Raw genomic sequence first — 14726 nt, 5'->3', positions numbered from 1 at the left:
CTTATAAACCAACAACCATGAAATTTAAGACTTACAGACTATTTTCAATCCTATTGCTTTTAACCTTCTTTGCATGTCAAAAAGATAAATTACAAGCCGATTTAATTGTAGCAAACGCTAATATTTATACGGTTGATGATAACTTTAGTAAAGCCGAATCATTTGCCGTTAAGGATGGTAAAATTCTCGCTGTTGGTTCCTCATCTAAAATTAACGAAACATACAAAGCAATAGATACGCTTAACGCCAATGGAAAAACAATAGTGCCAGGTTTTATAGATGCACATTGTCACTTTTTAGGTTTAGGGTTTAATCAGCAAGCTGTTGATTTATTTGGTACAAAAAGCTTTGAAGATGTAGTGAAGCGCGTTTTAGATTTTCAAAATGAAAAACACAAAGATTTTATTTTAGGACGTGGTTGGGACCAAAATGATTGGGAAGACAAACAATATCCAAATAAAAATTTACTTGATAAATTATTTCCTAATACACCAATTGCTTTAACACGTATAGATGGACATGCTATTTTAGCTAACCAAGCAGCATTAGACTTAGGTAAAGTAACCAAAAACAGTAAAATTGATGGAGGCGAAGTTGTGTTGGAAAACGGTGAGTTAACAGGTGTTTTAATTGATAATGCAGAACAATTAGTAATGGATTATTGGCCAAAACCAACTAAAATAGAAGAAGCAAAGGCCTTGTTAGAAGCTCAGAAAATTTGTTTCGATTTAGGTTTAACAACCGTTGATGATGCTGGTTTAAATAAGGAATCTATTCAAATTATAGAAAACCTACAAGCATCTGGTAAATTGAAAATGCGTATTTATGCGATGGTCTCGTATTCCGAAGAAAATTTAGATTATTTTTTGAATAAAGGCATTACCAAAACAGACCGACTTAATGTACGTTCGTTTAAATTTTATGCCGACGGTGCATTGGGTTCTAGAGGTGCCATGTTAAAAGAACCGTATAGCGATAAACCAGAGCATTTAGGTTTAATGGTTACGGATTTAGAGACTCTAAAAAAATCGGCAGAGCGTATTGCAAATTCCGAGTTTCAAATGAATACCCATGCCATTGGAGATTCTGCAAACAGAGCGGTTTTAGAAACCTATAATAAGGTTTTAAAAGGAAAAAAGGACAGACGTTGGCGTGTAGAACATGCGCAAATAGTATCTGATGAAGATTTTGAATTATATAAAAATGTAATGCCATCAATTCAACCAACGCATGCTACAAGCGATATGTATTGGGCAGAAGATAGAGTAGGAGAAGAACGCATTAAAGGTGCTTATGCTTATAAACAATTATTAGAAGCTTATGGAATGGTAGCTTTAGGAACCGATTTTCCGGTAGAACGTGTTAGTCCGTTTTTAACATTTTATGCTGCTGTGGCTAGGCAAGATTTAGAACACTATCCTGAAGGTGGTTTTCAAATGGAAAATGCTTTATCTAGGGAAGAAGCTTTAAGAGGAATGACGATTTGGGCAGCCTTTTCTAATTTTGAAGAGAACGATAAAGGAAGTATTGAAGTTGGTAAATATGCAGATTTTATCATTTTAGATAAAGATATTATGACGGTTGAAGCAAAGGAGATTCCTAATATTAAGGTGCTGAATACTGTTGTTGGTGGTGAAGTGCAATAGATGAATTTTCTCGCAAAGGCACAGAGTAGCAAAGACTCTTGACCTTAAAAAGTATGATTCAATTTGTTGTATTGGCGTGAAAAATAATTGGTAGGTTTTATAAAATAATGAAATGGGTTGTTCTTCTGCATTAAGACTTAGCGTCTCTGCGCCTCTGCGAGAAGCCTTTTCTATATAAAACCTTATAAAGTAATACGCGCCAAATAATCAAAATGTTCGCCATCCATAACTTTCTCACATTTTAAACCAACAGTTAAACAAGCTGTTTTCAATGTTTCAAAATCGAGATAAAGCCATTTCATAGCAGCTTCTTTTTCGCCTTTATAAGACAAATAGTAATCGAGTTCTCCAGGATAACCTTGGTTGAGGTCTAACCATTGTCCACCATCTTCATCTTGGTACATATAAGAAATATCAGAAGAATCAATAAGAATTTGTCCGTTGGGTTTTAATAAAGATTTTAAATGTTTCAAATTTTGAGAAACAAGAGACAATTCTTGAAAAATCCCAGTACCATTCATTAATAATAAAATGGTATCAAACGTTTCAGTTTCTTGTAAAATTGGTTTTAATTCGGCATTAATAACACCTCTTTCTTTAGCAACGTCTATAGCACCTTTAGAACTATCAATTGCTTTAATTTTAAACCCTTTGTTTTGTAGCCACAACGAGTGGCTTCCAGAGCCGCAACCAACATCTAAAATAAGTCCTTTAGATAATTGTAAAGCCTTTTGCTCTAGTTTTGGCATTTCCGAATATGGTCTAAATAAATATGGTAATGGTAAAACATCCTCATCTGAAATGTTTGTAGATGTAATAAGGTCTTCAGAGTAATTTCCGTTTTGGTAATCTAACAATGCTTTTCCAAAAATATCCTTTTTCATAATTTCCGTTAGTTCTAGTGATTTCAATCTTTCTCAAAATAGTATCGAGAACTTTACTTAAATTTGTGTTATGCAAGACCAAATCAATAACCTTCCAAAGCTCGCCAAAGATAAGCATAAGGAGAATAAAACTTTTTTTACCAAGCTAAAAAAGAAACCACCAAAACAGCTAGATTATTTAATGCAAGAGTTACACGAGGATGAATTTGAGCGTACTGATTGTTTAGAATGTGCTAATTGCTGTAAAACAACTGGTCCTTTGTTTACAGATAAAGATATTCAGCGTATTTCTAAGTCTTTTAAGATGAAAGAGCAACAATTTATTGAAACGTATTTGCGCTTAGATGAAGAGAACGATTATGTATTACAATCAGTACCTTGTACATTTTTGGGCGCAGATAATTACTGTTCTATTTACGATGTAAGACCAAAAGCTTGTAGAGAATTTCCGCATACAGATAGAAAAAAGTTTCAGCAAATTTCTAATTTAACATTGAAGAATGTTGCTATTTGTCCGGCAGCATTTAATATTGTTGAAGAAATGAAAAAACGCATTCAATATTAGATGAATTAATTTAGGAATAATTCTTGATGATAAACCGTTAAAAATAATACATGAAAAATCTCTTTATAAAAACTGCATTTTTTCTATTAATGGTTAATGTTTCGTTTTCACAAGCCTGGATGACTAATCTAGAAATAGCTCAAAGTTTAGCCTCTGTTGAGAACAAAATGATTTTAATGGTTTGGGAAGAAACAACGTATTATCAATATCCTGTTTTAGTAAATGATGATAATGGAAATGTAGTATTCATTAATAATTTGTTTGAGGATGAGGAGATAAGTCCGCTTATATGGAAAAACTTTATTCCTGTAATAGTCAGCGAATATCAATATGCAGATTTATATGAGAAAATAAAAGGGAAAAGAAGTCAGCGTTATATTGATAAATTTAATGACGATTCTATTAAAATTTTAGACATAAATGGTAATATTCTTAATGTTAACGACACTTCAGAGGATTACGAGAATATTTCAATATTCATTCAAAAATACGCTTTAAATACAGAGTATATTGAAGCGGAATTACAAGGTTATCGTCAGAAACAAGATTTTTATTCGGCATATTATTTAGCCTCAAAATATTTAGATTACGCAATGTATATGAAAGATGATGTAAGAGCTGATATTATAAGATTATCAAAAATTTATTTAGAAGAAGCTGAAACTTATGTAGAATCTTCTAAGGAAGAAAATAAATTATCTTTAAGGCAACGTGTAGACCTTTTAGGTATTCAGCAGAGTTTAATTGCTAAACGTCCTAAAAAGGTATTAAGACAATTAAAGCGTATGGATGCAGAAAATGTAGAGACTAACAATCAGTCCTTTGCAGCTTTATTATACTATACAGCTTATAAGATTTTAAAAGACGAAACTAATGCTGCAGTATGGCAATCTAAAATTTCTTCAGTAAATTTGAAGAAAGCACAAATGATTATTAATCTCAATAATTAATTTAGATTGAACTTATGAAAAGACTAATAACATGTTTACTAGCAATGTTTGTATTAAGCTGTTCTTCTGACGATGATACAACAAACCTAGATTTAAACTTGTTATATGGTCAATGGTATAGAGTTGGGTTATGCGCAGAACAAAATAGCCTTTTATTAAATTCAAATGGAACATTTACAAGCTATGCTTCTGGAGCTATAGACTGTAATGACCCAGAGCCAGATACTCATAAATATACTGGAACTTATGAAATTAGCGGTGATTTTTATTATCCAAATGAGCAAACACGCGAATTGATTATTGATGGCACTAATATTACAGTTTTTGATTTTGAAGACCCTAATATTAAGAGAGAAATAATAGAACTTACTGAAACGACTTTAGTTATAAAAGTATATTTAGATAACGGTAATAATACCATAGATCTTTATGGTGAGTATACCTATGAACATTAATTATGGATAGCATTATTAATTATTTCGAAACTATTCCTTCTCTACATCGAAGTCTTATTTTAGTTGGTGGACTAACATTTTTTTGGCTTTTAGAAGGCGGATTACCATTATTTAAGTTTAAATATAAAAAATGGAAACATGCGTTACCCAACCTATTTTTTACACTTACAACAATCATTGTAAATTTTACATTAGCGTTTTTACTCTTAGGTACTGCAGATTGGGTTAAAGCAAACAATTTTGGTATTATAAATTGGTTGCCAGAAATGCCCTTATGGTTATATGCTTTTATTGGCGTTTTGTTTTTAGATTTTTTTGGTGCGTATTTGGCACATTATGTAGAGCACAAAGTAAAACCGTTATGGATGGTTCATTTAGTACATCATACGGATCATAACGTAGATACTACAACGGCGAATAGGCATCATCCTATTGAAAGCTTAATAAGATTTGGTTTTACGTTATTAGGAGTTTTAGTTGTTGGCACACCAATAGCCTTGGTAATGTTGTACCAAGCTATGTCTTTAATATTTACACAATTTACACATGCTAATATTAAATTACCAAAAGGTTTAGATAAAGCATTGAGTTATTTTATTATTTCTCCAGATATGCACAAAACGCATCATCATTACAGATTGCCATATACAGATTCTAATTATGGAAACATTTTTAGTATTTGGGATCGTATCTTTGGAACTTATATGTATTTAGATCGCGAAAAATTGATATATGGTGTAGATGTGTTTCCTGATGAAGTGAAAAATAGCGACATTAAACACTTACTTAAACAACCTTTTTTGCCATATGAAAAAGCAACATTATCTGCCAATCTTGAAGATTAGCGCATTATTCTTTTTTATGCTATTAGTTGTTAGTTGTAATCCTGAAGTTAAACAAATTGATATACAAGGCCACAGAGGTTGCAGAGGTTTAATGCCAGAAAACACCATACCAGCGTTTGAAAAAGCGATTGAATTGGGCGTTACAACTTTAGAATTAGATATTGCTATTTCTAAAGACAATAAGGTTGTTGTAACTCATGAACCTTATATGAATCCCTTAATTTGCCGAGATGCTAAAGGTGAAGTTATTCCAGATTCTTTAGAAACACATTATAATTTATACAAAATGAATTATAATGAAATTAAGCAATTTGACTGTGGTTTAAAAAATCATCCTAGATTTCCGGAGCAACAGAAAATAAAAACCTTCAAACCTTTATTATCCGATGTTTTTGATTTAGTGAAACGTAAAAATTCTGATGTAAAGTTTAATATAGAAATTAAATCTGAGCAAGACTATTATAACATCTTTACACCTGAGCCAAAAACTTATGTGGCTTTAGTATTAAATGAATTAAAGCGTAATGATATGTTGAGTCGTGTAATTCTTCAATCTTTTGATATTAAAATTCTGAGACAGATAAGAAAACAATCTCCTAAAACTGAAATTGCGCTTTTAGTTGATGAGCATGAAGAGATTTGGGATAAAATTTCAAAATTAGATATTGTAAAATCACCAGAAATAATAAGCCCATATTACAAACTTTTAGATGAAAAAAAGGTTAGAAATTTAAAAGCAGAAAACTTTAAAGTAATACCATGGACTATTAATGAAGAAAAGGATATGGAGCAAATGATAAAATGGAAGGTTGATGGCATTATTACGGATTATCCAAATCGCTTAAATAATGTCTTAAAATTATAGTTTTACGTTAAGTCGCATAAAGTATACACTTCTTCTTGTTTTTGTGCATTTTGTAGGATTTTTTATAAAAAAACAAATTTTAAATTTATGTTTATAGTGAGGGGAAATTATTTTATCTAACAATCACAAACACCTAGTGTGTTTATAGTTTCTATTATGTTTAAAAATATCGTCCGTATTTTCCTCGTTGTTATTCTTACACTTTTATTAGGATATACTTTACAAAATAATTCAGAATCAAAATTAGAAAAAGAAACAACTATTAATGAAGAAGAATTAATAGTGGATACCCAATCAAAAAAGTCTTTATTTATAGATTAAGTATTTTTGCCTTATAATTTTAAAGGCTGCAATATCATCTTGCCAAGTGGCTTTAATTTCACTTTCTGATAAACCTGCTTCAATTTGTTGTTGCAGTTTTTTTGTGCCTGCGTGTGCCGTAAAGTTCGAGGTATTAAAAAATTTAGATTTATCAGTAGAATGCTTATATGCATCCATAATATACTTTAAAGTAAAATGTCTTTCCACTATTTCTTTAGATAGGTCAGTTCCGTAACATAATTCATTTTTGTGTTTAGGATATTTAGAGCCAAAATTTGCAACAGGTGTATAGCTAAATTTATAATGAGATTTATCTAAGAATGGTGCACCATAACGTTGAAATTGAAATTCAGTCCCTCGTCCAGCATTAATGTTGGTACCTTCAAATAAACCTAAACTAGGATATAAAGTTATAGATTGGCTGTTTGGTAAATTAGGAGAGGGTCTTATAGGTACATTGTAAAAAGCCTCATGATTGTAATTGTCTAATTCTATAATTGTAAGTTGGCAAACCACTTTGTTTTTTAACCAAGCTTCACCATTAATCATTTTAGCATATTCACCTATGGTCATACCATGTATTAAAGGAATAGGGTGCATACCTAAAAAGTTGCTATGCACTGTTTCTAAAACAGGACCGTCAATATAATTACCATTAGGATTTGGTCGGTCTAAAACTATAAGCGGAATATTTTGTTCGGCACACGCTTCCATTACGTAATGTAACGTTGAAATGTAGGTGTAAAACCGAACGCCAACATCTTGAATATCAAAAATCATCAAATCTACATCATTAAGTTGTGCTGCTGTAGGTTTTTTATGCTTACCATGAAGTGAATAAATTGGTAAACCCGTTTTGGTGTCTATGCCATCTTTTACAAGCTCACCAGCATCTGCTGTGCCTCTAAATCCGTGTTCTGGCGCAAAAACTTTTTTAACGTTTATCTGCAACTGAAGTAAAGAGTCTACAATATGTGTATACGCATTCTCTTTAAAAATTACGGAAGTTTGGTTAGCCACAATAGCTACGCGTTTGTTTTTTAATAATGGTATATACTTCTTGGTTTTGTTGGCAGCTATTACAATGCTAGTATCTGTATTTTTGTTAGGTTTTATGGACAATGCTTCTCCTTTACCTGTTGTAGAGATGCCATTAGAAGCAGTTTCAGTATTATGGTCTTTATGTGTTGTTGCACTGGTTTTTATCTTTGTCTTATCTCCACAAGAATTGGTAATGAAGAAAATCCCAATAATTATAGAGAATAAAACTGTATTTTTGACAACCTTTAAAAGCATAGAGTAATTTTGAATTTTGAGTTATTTATAGCTAAACGTATAATTGGCAATAAAACGTATAAAAGTAGTGTTTCGGCACCAATAATTAAAATTGGTATCGCAGCAATTGCTATTGGTATTATTGTAATGCTCATAGCAATTGCAACAGGTTTAGGTTTACAGCAGAAAATTAGAGATAAAGTTGTGGCATTTAATGGCCATATTGAGATTACTAATTATGATACTAATGCTTCAGATGAGTCTCAAGTTCCTATTTCAAGAAATCAAGAATTCTATCCTAATTTTAATAATGTTGAGGGGATAAATCATGTGCAAGCCGTTGCAACTAAATTTGCTGTAATTAGAACCGAAACTGATTTTGAAGGCGTTGTAGTTAAAGGTGTAGGAGCAGATTATAATTGGGGCTATTTCAAAGAATTCTTAGTAGAAGGTCAACTACCAGATTATACACAAAAACGAAATGAAAACGTATTAATATCAACCTATTTAGCCAATCGTTTAGGGTTTAAGGTTGGTGATAAATTTCAAACCTTATTTGGTGAGCAGTTAAATAAATTACCAAGATTAATGAATTTTGAAATTGTAGGTATTTACAATTCCGGATTTCAAGAACTCGATGAAAAATTTTTAATCGCAGATTTACGACACGTACAACGTCTTAATAAATGGAAAGCTGACCAAGTGGGCAATTTTGAAGTCTTTATTGATGATTTTTCAGATATAGAATCTGTAACCAAAGCTGTTTATAAGAATACAAATTCAAATTTAAATGCCGTTTCTATCACACAAAAGTATTATACTATTTTTGAATGGATTAAGGTTTTTGACAACAACACGTATGGCATAATTGCCATAATGATTGTTGTAGCTGGTATTAATATGATAACTGCATTATTGGTTTTAATTCTAGAGCGTACACAGATGATAGGTATTCTAAAAGCCTTAGGTAGTTCTAATTGGACGATAAGAAAAGTATTTCTTTATAATGCATCGTATTTAATAGGTTTGGGTCTTTTTTGGGGCAATTTAATTGGTTTAGGTTTGTTATTTGCTCAAAAGTATTTAAAGCTCTTTCCGCTTAATCCAGATACGTATTATGTTAGTACAGCTCCTGTTTATATTAGCTTGGACTATATTTTGCTGTTAAACATTGGTACCTTCATAGCTTGTTTACTTATGTTGCTTATTCCGTCTTTAATTATTTCTAAGATTTCACCTGTAAAAGCAATGCGTTTTGATTAGTTGTCAATTATCTTTTACTAATGGTTAAAAAAGATAATAACGTACTTTTAACTTTAGAGATTTAACTTTTCACGTATTTTTGCACTTTCAAAAAACAACAATATAATGAGCATCTAAATAAGGCGCAATAATTATAAGTTATATTAAAGGAGAATATGTTTTTCCTGTATAACAATAACAAAAAGAAATGGATTACGTAGAAAATATATTAGGTACAATAGGTAACACACCTCTAGTTAAAATGAATAAACTAGTAGAAGACTTACCTTGTTTGGTACTTGCAAAATACGAAACTTTTAACCCAGGGAACTCTGTAAAAGACCGTATGGCATTGCAGATGATTGAAGATGCAGAAGCGGATGGAAGATTAAAACCAGGAGGAACCATTATAGAAGGGACTTCAGGGAATACTGGGATGGGATTAGCTTTGGCAGCCATTGTAAAGGGTTACAAATGCATTTTTGTAATGGCAGATAAACAATCTAAAGAGAAAGTAGATATTATGCGTGCTGTAGGCGCAGAAGTTATTGTTTGCCCAACGGCTGTAGAACCAGATGATCCACGTAGTTATTATTCAGTTTCAAAACGATTAGGTGAAGAAATACCAAATTCTTGGTACGTAAACCAATATGATAATCCAAGTAACACAAAAGCACATTACGAAAGTACAGGTCCGGAAATTTGGAAACAAACCGAAGGTAAAATTACGCACTTTGTGGTTGGTGTTGGTACTGGTGGCACAATCTCTGGTGTTGGTAAATATTTAAAAGAACAAAACCCTAATATTAAAGTTTGGGGAGTAGATACTTATGGTTCTGTTTTTAAAAAATATCACGAAACTGGAATTTTTGATGAAAACGAAATCTATCCTTATGTAACTGAAGGTATTGGCGAAGATATTTTACCGAAAAATGTAGATTTTAGCTTAATTGATGGGTTTACAAAAGTTACAGATAAGGATGCCTGTGTCTATACGCAAAAATTAGCAAAAGAAGAAGGTATGTTTTTAGGAAACTCAGCAGGTTCTGCTATTAAAGGAGTATTACAATTAAAAGAACATTTTAAACCAGAAGATGTCGTAGTAGTTTTATTTCATGATCACGGCAGTCGTTATGTTGGTAAAATGTTTAATGATGATTGGATGCGCCAAATGGGTTATATAGATTAGATGTTTATAAATAATATATTATAGCAGTTTAAATAATTTGAAACACTCAATATTGAGTGTTTTTTTATGCTCTTACATGAGTTAAAGTAATTTTTAAAACAATGAGAATTAGTTTTTAATTTATTGAAAAACTAAGTTTTTCAGCATAAATATTATAATAGAAATACAATTATTGATTGCTATATTTATTTGGGAATCTAATTTTCGTAAATTATTTTTCTTAAAAATAATGCTGTTGTTATAATATATTTATCATATATTCGCTGAAATGTATTTTTTTAACGATAAAATGCATACCCCAAACCTAAGTCAATTTAACCTAAACATCTATGAAAGTAGAACAGTTATCCCTAACTGGAGAAAATTGGAGTGGTGATATAGATACTATTGAGATACAACCTAATCTTATATTATTATTTGTTTCACTTTTATTTAAATCTAAGAGAGCTTTAGTCTCTAAATTACAAGAGCGTTATCCAAATGCACTTCTGGTAGGATGCTCAACAGCAGGAGAAATATCTGGTAGTAAAGTGTCAGATGATACAGTCTCTTTATCTGCAATAGAATTTGAAAAAGTAATTTGCAAAATAGCAACCGTTGATATTATTAATATTGATAAAAGTTATGAAGCAGGTAAATTTTTAGCCTCACAATTAGAAAATGAGAATCTTAAACACGCATTGGTGTTTAGCGATGGTTCTAATGTTAATGGAGCAGATTTAGTTACAGGGTTAAAAAGTATTTTAAAAAATACCAGCATCACAGGTGGACTTTCTGGTTATAATATAGATTCAAAAGAAGCATTTATTATTGCAAATTCTAACATAGTTGGTAAAAAAATTGTGGGATTAGGATTTTATGGACAAGAGCTCAATGTTAGTTTTGCTTCTAATGGAGGTTGGGATAGTTTTGGTGCAGACAGGTTGGTAACCAAATCTAAAAAAAATATAGTCTATGAACTAGACGGACAGCCGGCATCAGAAATCTATCGAAAATTTTTAGGAGAAAAAGTTAACACTTTTCCAAATTCAGGTTTATCCTTTCCTTTTAGTATGCGTGTAAATGAATTAGATACACCAGTTGTGCGGACTGTACGCGCTATAAACGAAGAAGAACATAGTTTAGTTTTTGCGGCTAATGTGCCTGTAGGTTCTTCTTTACGCTTAATGAATTCTAATGCAGATAGATTAATAAAAGGTGCAGAAAATTCTGCAAAATCAGCCATAAACACAATTACGCAACAACCAGAATTAGCAATTTTAGTAAGTTGTGTTGGGCGTCGTTTATTACTAAAACAACTGGTAGAAGAAGAGGTAGAAGCCGTAGAAGAAGTATTAGGTAAACACCCAAAAATAACCGGGTTTTATTCCTTTGGTGAAATTGCACCATCTGGAAATTCGTCACCTTGTGAATTACATAACCAGACAATGACTGTCACAACTTTATCAGAATGTTAGAAACAACAAAACATAGGTTACTACGACGTCAAATAAGTAAAGCAGGCTTTAATCAAATTGAACTCGAAAAATTTAAAGATTTTTTTAATGCAGTTAATCAAGCATATGAAGATTTTGATGAGGATATAAAACATGTGGAGAATATTTTAGAAAAAAGCTCCAATGAACTTTATGTAGCCAACAAAGCGTTAAAATCTGAGATATTTAATGTAGAATCTAGATTAAATACTATTGTAAACAATATTGATGGCGTCATTTTTAAAACAGATATTAATGGAGATTTTAAGTACATTAATAAAGCATCACAAGATATGTTTGGGCTTTCTGTAAAAGAAGTGCTAAATAAAAATTATAAAGAACTACTTATAGGCGTTAACCACAAGGAACAGTTAAAAATATCTAAGATACTTAAAAAAGGAAATGAAGATTTTAACTTAATTTTTCAATTTGTTAAACCTAAAGGTGAAAAAATTTGGGTAGAATTAAAATTAACACCTACGTATTGCTTAAAAGGTTTACCAGATGGCGCAATTGGTACCTTAATGGATATTACTAAGCTAAAAGAAATAGAAATTGAATTAAAGCAAGCCAATAAAACTAAAGATGCTTTTTTATCTACTATGTCTCATGAGATAAGAACACCTTTAAATGCTGTTATAGGCATGTCTGATATTTTATTATTAGAAGATTATTTGCCATCTCAGTTAGAGAATCTTGAAGTTTTAAAATATTCAAGTGAACATTTATTAGGGTTAATAAACGATTTGTTAAACCTTAACAAGTATAAATCTGAAGACATTGAAATAAAGAAAAAAGACTTTAATTTTATAGAACTAATTCAGAATATTAAACACCACTTTAAACAAGCAACAATAAGTAAAAATTTAAGTTTAAATGTAGAAATAGAAAGTGCAATACCAGCAATGTTAGTTGGTGATCCGCTAAAATTGTCTCAAGTTTTAAAAAATCTACTGAGCAATGCAATTAAGTTTACACACAAAGGAGGTGTTGTTTTTAGAATAGAAAAGGTGAAATCAGTCAATCAAACTACTACAGTGAGATTTAGTGTTATTGATACTGGTATAGGTGTTTCATATGATAAGCAAAAAGATATTTTTAAAAGCTTTGTACAAGCAACAGAAGATACAACAGCCTTATATGGTGGCTCTGGTCTAGGTTTATATATTAGTAAACAACTTCTAAAAATTCAGAATAGTGAGCTACAGTTAGAAAGTAAAATAGGTTTTGGTTCTAAATTTTGGTTTGAGATAGATTTTAAACACTCTAAGATGTTAACTACTGAGATTGCTGATAGTAGTGCTAAAACACAACCCATAAATTTAAACGTACTTTTGGCAGAGGATAATACCATTAATATTTTGGTAATGACTAAGTTGCTAAGACGATGGCAAGTGGATTACCAAATAGCAAAAAATGGTCAAGAGGCGTTAGATTTGCATGCAGCAAAAGATTTTGACGTTATTTTAATGGATTTACAAATGCCAGTTTTAGATGGTTATGAAACCACTAAAGTGATTAGAAAAATGAACGATTCTAGCAAATCTACCATACCAATTGTGGCATTATCTGCATTTACAAAAGAAGAAGTAAAAGAAAAAATAGAGCGTTACAAAATGAATGGATATCTAAGTAAACCATTTGATGTAAACGAATTACATGAGCTTTTAAATTTCTACTGCCATAAGAAACAATATGCTATTTGATTTTTTATCACTAAAGTTTTTATTATTTTCGGTAAATGCAAGAAGATTTTCTTCATTATATCTGGAAACATAAAGCTTTTGATTCTTCTATTTTAATTACAACAAATAAAGAATCTATTCAAATTTTAAATTTAGGTCAGCACAATCACAATGCTGGTCCAGATTTTTTTAATGCACAACTCAATATTGGTCAGCAATTATGGGCTGGAAATGTAGAAATCCATTTAAAATCTTCAGATTGGTATGTGCATAATCACGAAACAGATAAGGCATACGATAATGTAATTTTGCACGTGGTTTGGGAGCATGATACAGAAATATTTAGAAAAGATAACTCCGTAATCCCTACTTTAGAATTAAAACATGTTGTTGATTTAAGTTTACTACATCAATATCAAAAACTTTTACAATCAAAATCTTGGATTAATTGCGAATCTAATTTTTCTGAAATAAATAATTTCATATTTAACAATTGGTTAGAGCGTTTGTATATAGAACGCTTAGAACAAAAATCTGAGAGAATTAAACAAGAATTAAAAGCGTCTAATAACGATTGGGAAGCCGTACTTTTTAAAATGATTTTGAAGAATTTTGGATTAAAAGTTAATGGAGAATCATTTTTAACTTTAGCTAATTCAATAGATTTTTCAATTATAAGGAAAGTAAAAAGTAATGTTTTAGACCTTGAGGCATTGCTCTTTGGGCAATCTCGTTTATTATTAGATGAAAATATTGAAGATGCCTATTATTTAGATTTAAATCATCGCTACGGATTTTTAAAACAAAAATTTAAACTTAACAATCAAGGTGTCTTACCATTGCAATTCTTTAGGTTAAGACCTCCAAATTTCCCTACCATTAGACTATCTCAATTTGCTAATCTGTATAGTTTAAAACAGAATTTGTTTTCTCAAGTAATGCAATTTAAAAGAAAGGAAGAATTTTATGAATTTTTTAATATAGGAGTTACCACCTATTGGAGCACGCATTATACGTTTTCTAAAACTTCAAAAGCATTTAAAAAATTATTGACAAAATCATTTATAGATTTACTCATTATAAATACATTAATTCCCTTAAAATTTAGTTACGCTAAGGCACAAGGTAAATCCATAGAAGAAGAAGTGTTTCAACTGATTAAAGAAATTAAAATAGAAAACAATAGTATAGTTTCTAAATTTTTAGATTTAAAAGCAATAGATAAAAATGCATTAAACTCACAAGCATTGTTGCAGTTAAAGCACAGTTATTGCGATAAAAATAAATGCTTACAATGTGCCATTGGCAATAGCTTAATTGTAAAGTAAA

13 protein-coding genes are annotated in these 14726 nt (G+C 30.7%); 11 read left to right on the top strand and 2 right to left on the bottom strand.

Translation table 11 applies throughout. The features are described 5' to 3' along the window. The first annotated feature begins 17 nt into the window (after nt 1-17). On the top strand, nt 18-1646 hold the full coding sequence (locus GN138_RS14420) for an amidohydrolase (protein ID WP_157364703.1): 1629 nt from the start codon (nt 18-20) through the stop codon (nt 1644-1646). Between the two features lie 182 nt (nt 1647-1828). Here GN138_RS14420 and GN138_RS14415 read toward each other — a convergent pair whose 3' ends face one another. After that, entirely contained in the window at nt 1829-2530 is a 702-nt protein-coding gene (locus GN138_RS14415; protein WP_157364702.1) for a class I SAM-dependent methyltransferase, read from the bottom strand. Nucleotides 2531-2600: 70 nt separating this feature from the next. On the opposite strand from GN138_RS14415, the gene GN138_RS14410 reads away from it, so the two are divergent. From GN138_RS14410 to GN138_RS14390, 5 genes are read left to right on the top strand one after another with little or no spacing between them, the layout of a single operon-like run. Beyond that, nucleotides 2601-3095, top strand: coding sequence for a YkgJ family cysteine cluster protein (locus GN138_RS14410; protein WP_157364701.1), 495 nt, complete (start codon nt 2601-2603; stop codon nt 3093-3095). A 50-nt stretch (nt 3096-3145) separates the two neighbouring features. Next, nucleotides 3146-4045, top strand: a complete 900-nt coding sequence (locus GN138_RS14405; RefSeq protein WP_157364700.1) for a hypothetical protein — start codon at nt 3146-3148, stop codon at nt 4043-4045. Between the two features lie 14 nt (nt 4046-4059). Continuing rightward, nucleotides 4060-4500: a hypothetical protein gene (locus GN138_RS14400; protein ID WP_157364699.1), complete on the top strand. Its 441-nt coding sequence runs from the start codon at nt 4060-4062 to the stop codon at nt 4498-4500. 2 nt (nt 4501-4502) lie between these two features. Continuing rightward, the gene (locus GN138_RS14395; protein ID WP_157364698.1) at nt 4503-5345 is read left to right on the top strand and encodes a sterol desaturase family protein; all 843 of its coding nucleotides are present in this window, start codon (nt 4503-4505) and stop codon (nt 5343-5345) included. After that, complete coding sequence (locus tag GN138_RS14390; protein ID WP_231743089.1) at nt 5308-6210, top strand: glycerophosphodiester phosphodiesterase; 903 nt, start codon at nt 5308-5310, stop codon at nt 6208-6210. The genes GN138_RS14395 and GN138_RS14390 overlap by 38 nt, the downstream gene beginning before the upstream one ends. 306 nt (nt 6211-6516) lie before the next feature. Here GN138_RS14390 and GN138_RS14385 read toward each other — a convergent pair whose 3' ends face one another. Beyond that, nucleotides 6517-7827 (bottom strand): exo-beta-N-acetylmuramidase NamZ family protein, encoded by a 1311-nt coding sequence (locus tag GN138_RS14385; protein ID WP_157364697.1) that lies wholly within the window; start codon nt 7825-7827, stop codon nt 6517-6519. A gap of 9 nt (nt 7828-7836) precedes the next feature. On the opposite strand from GN138_RS14385, the gene GN138_RS14380 reads away from it, so the two are divergent. From GN138_RS14380 to GN138_RS14360, 5 genes are all read left to right on the top strand, one after another. Next, nucleotides 7837-9069, top strand: a complete 1233-nt coding sequence (locus tag GN138_RS14380; RefSeq protein WP_157364696.1) for an ABC transporter permease — start codon at nt 7837-7839, stop codon at nt 9067-9069. A 187-nt stretch (nt 9070-9256) separates the two neighbouring features. Then, on the top strand, nt 9257-10237 hold the full coding sequence (locus GN138_RS14375) for a PLP-dependent cysteine synthase family protein (RefSeq protein WP_157364695.1): 981 nt from the start codon (nt 9257-9259) through the stop codon (nt 10235-10237). Between the two features lie 329 nt (nt 10238-10566). Further along, entirely contained in the window at nt 10567-11694 is a 1128-nt protein-coding gene (locus GN138_RS14370; protein WP_157364694.1) for an FIST signal transduction protein, read from the top strand. Continuing rightward, on the top strand, nt 11688-13418 hold the full coding sequence (locus tag GN138_RS14365) for a PAS domain-containing hybrid sensor histidine kinase/response regulator (protein WP_157364693.1): 1731 nt from the start codon (nt 11688-11690) through the stop codon (nt 13416-13418). The genes GN138_RS14370 and GN138_RS14365 overlap by 7 nt, the downstream gene beginning before the upstream one ends. A 35-nt stretch (nt 13419-13453) precedes the next feature. After that, the gene (locus tag GN138_RS14360; protein ID WP_157364692.1) at nt 13454-14725 is read left to right on the top strand and encodes a DUF2851 family protein; all 1272 of its coding nucleotides are present in this window, start codon (nt 13454-13456) and stop codon (nt 14723-14725) included. The last annotated feature ends 1 nt before the right edge of the window (nt 14726 follow it).

Origin of the sequence: Winogradskyella endarachnes (assembly GCF_009741275.1) — a bacterium.
Taxonomy (GTDB): Bacteria; Bacteroidota; Bacteroidia; order Flavobacteriales; family Flavobacteriaceae; genus Winogradskyella; species Winogradskyella endarachnes.
This window is presented reverse-complemented; position numbering and strand designations above follow the sequence as displayed.

Bases quoted from the DNA above. Each gene is read 5' to 3' on its own strand.
- GN138_RS14370 (WP_157364694.1), top strand. From the start codon at position 10,567: ATGAAAGTAGAACAGTTATCCCTAACTGGAGAAAATTGGAGTGGTGAT.
- GN138_RS14390 (WP_231743089.1), top strand. From the start codon at position 5,308: ATGAAAAAGCAACATTATCTGCCAATCTTGAAGATTAGCGCATTATTC.
- GN138_RS14360 (WP_157364692.1), top strand. From the start codon at position 13,454: ATGCAAGAAGATTTTCTTCATTATATCTGGAAACATAAAGCTTTTGAT.
- GN138_RS14375 (WP_157364695.1), top strand. From the start codon at position 9,257: ATGGATTACGTAGAAAATATATTAGGTACAATAGGTAACACACCTCTA.
- GN138_RS14405 (WP_157364700.1), top strand. From the start codon at position 3,146: ATGAAAAATCTCTTTATAAAAACTGCATTTTTTCTATTAATGGTTAAT.
- GN138_RS14410 (WP_157364701.1), top strand. From the start codon at position 2,601: ATGCAAGACCAAATCAATAACCTTCCAAAGCTCGCCAAAGATAAGCAT.
- GN138_RS14400 (WP_157364699.1), top strand. From the start codon at position 4,060: ATGAAAAGACTAATAACATGTTTACTAGCAATGTTTGTATTAAGCTGT.
- GN138_RS14420 (WP_157364703.1), top strand. From the start codon at position 18: ATGAAATTTAAGACTTACAGACTATTTTCAATCCTATTGCTTTTAACC.
- GN138_RS14415 (WP_157364702.1), bottom strand. From the start codon at position 2,530: ATGAAAAAGGATATTTTTGGAAAAGCATTGTTAGATTACCAAAACGGA.
- GN138_RS14395 (WP_157364698.1), top strand. From the start codon at position 4,503: ATGGATAGCATTATTAATTATTTCGAAACTATTCCTTCTCTACATCGA.
- GN138_RS14365 (WP_157364693.1), top strand. From the start codon at position 11,688: ATGTTAGAAACAACAAAACATAGGTTACTACGACGTCAAATAAGTAAA.
- GN138_RS14385 (WP_157364697.1), bottom strand. From the start codon at position 7,827: ATGCTTTTAAAGGTTGTCAAAAATACAGTTTTATTCTCTATAATTATT.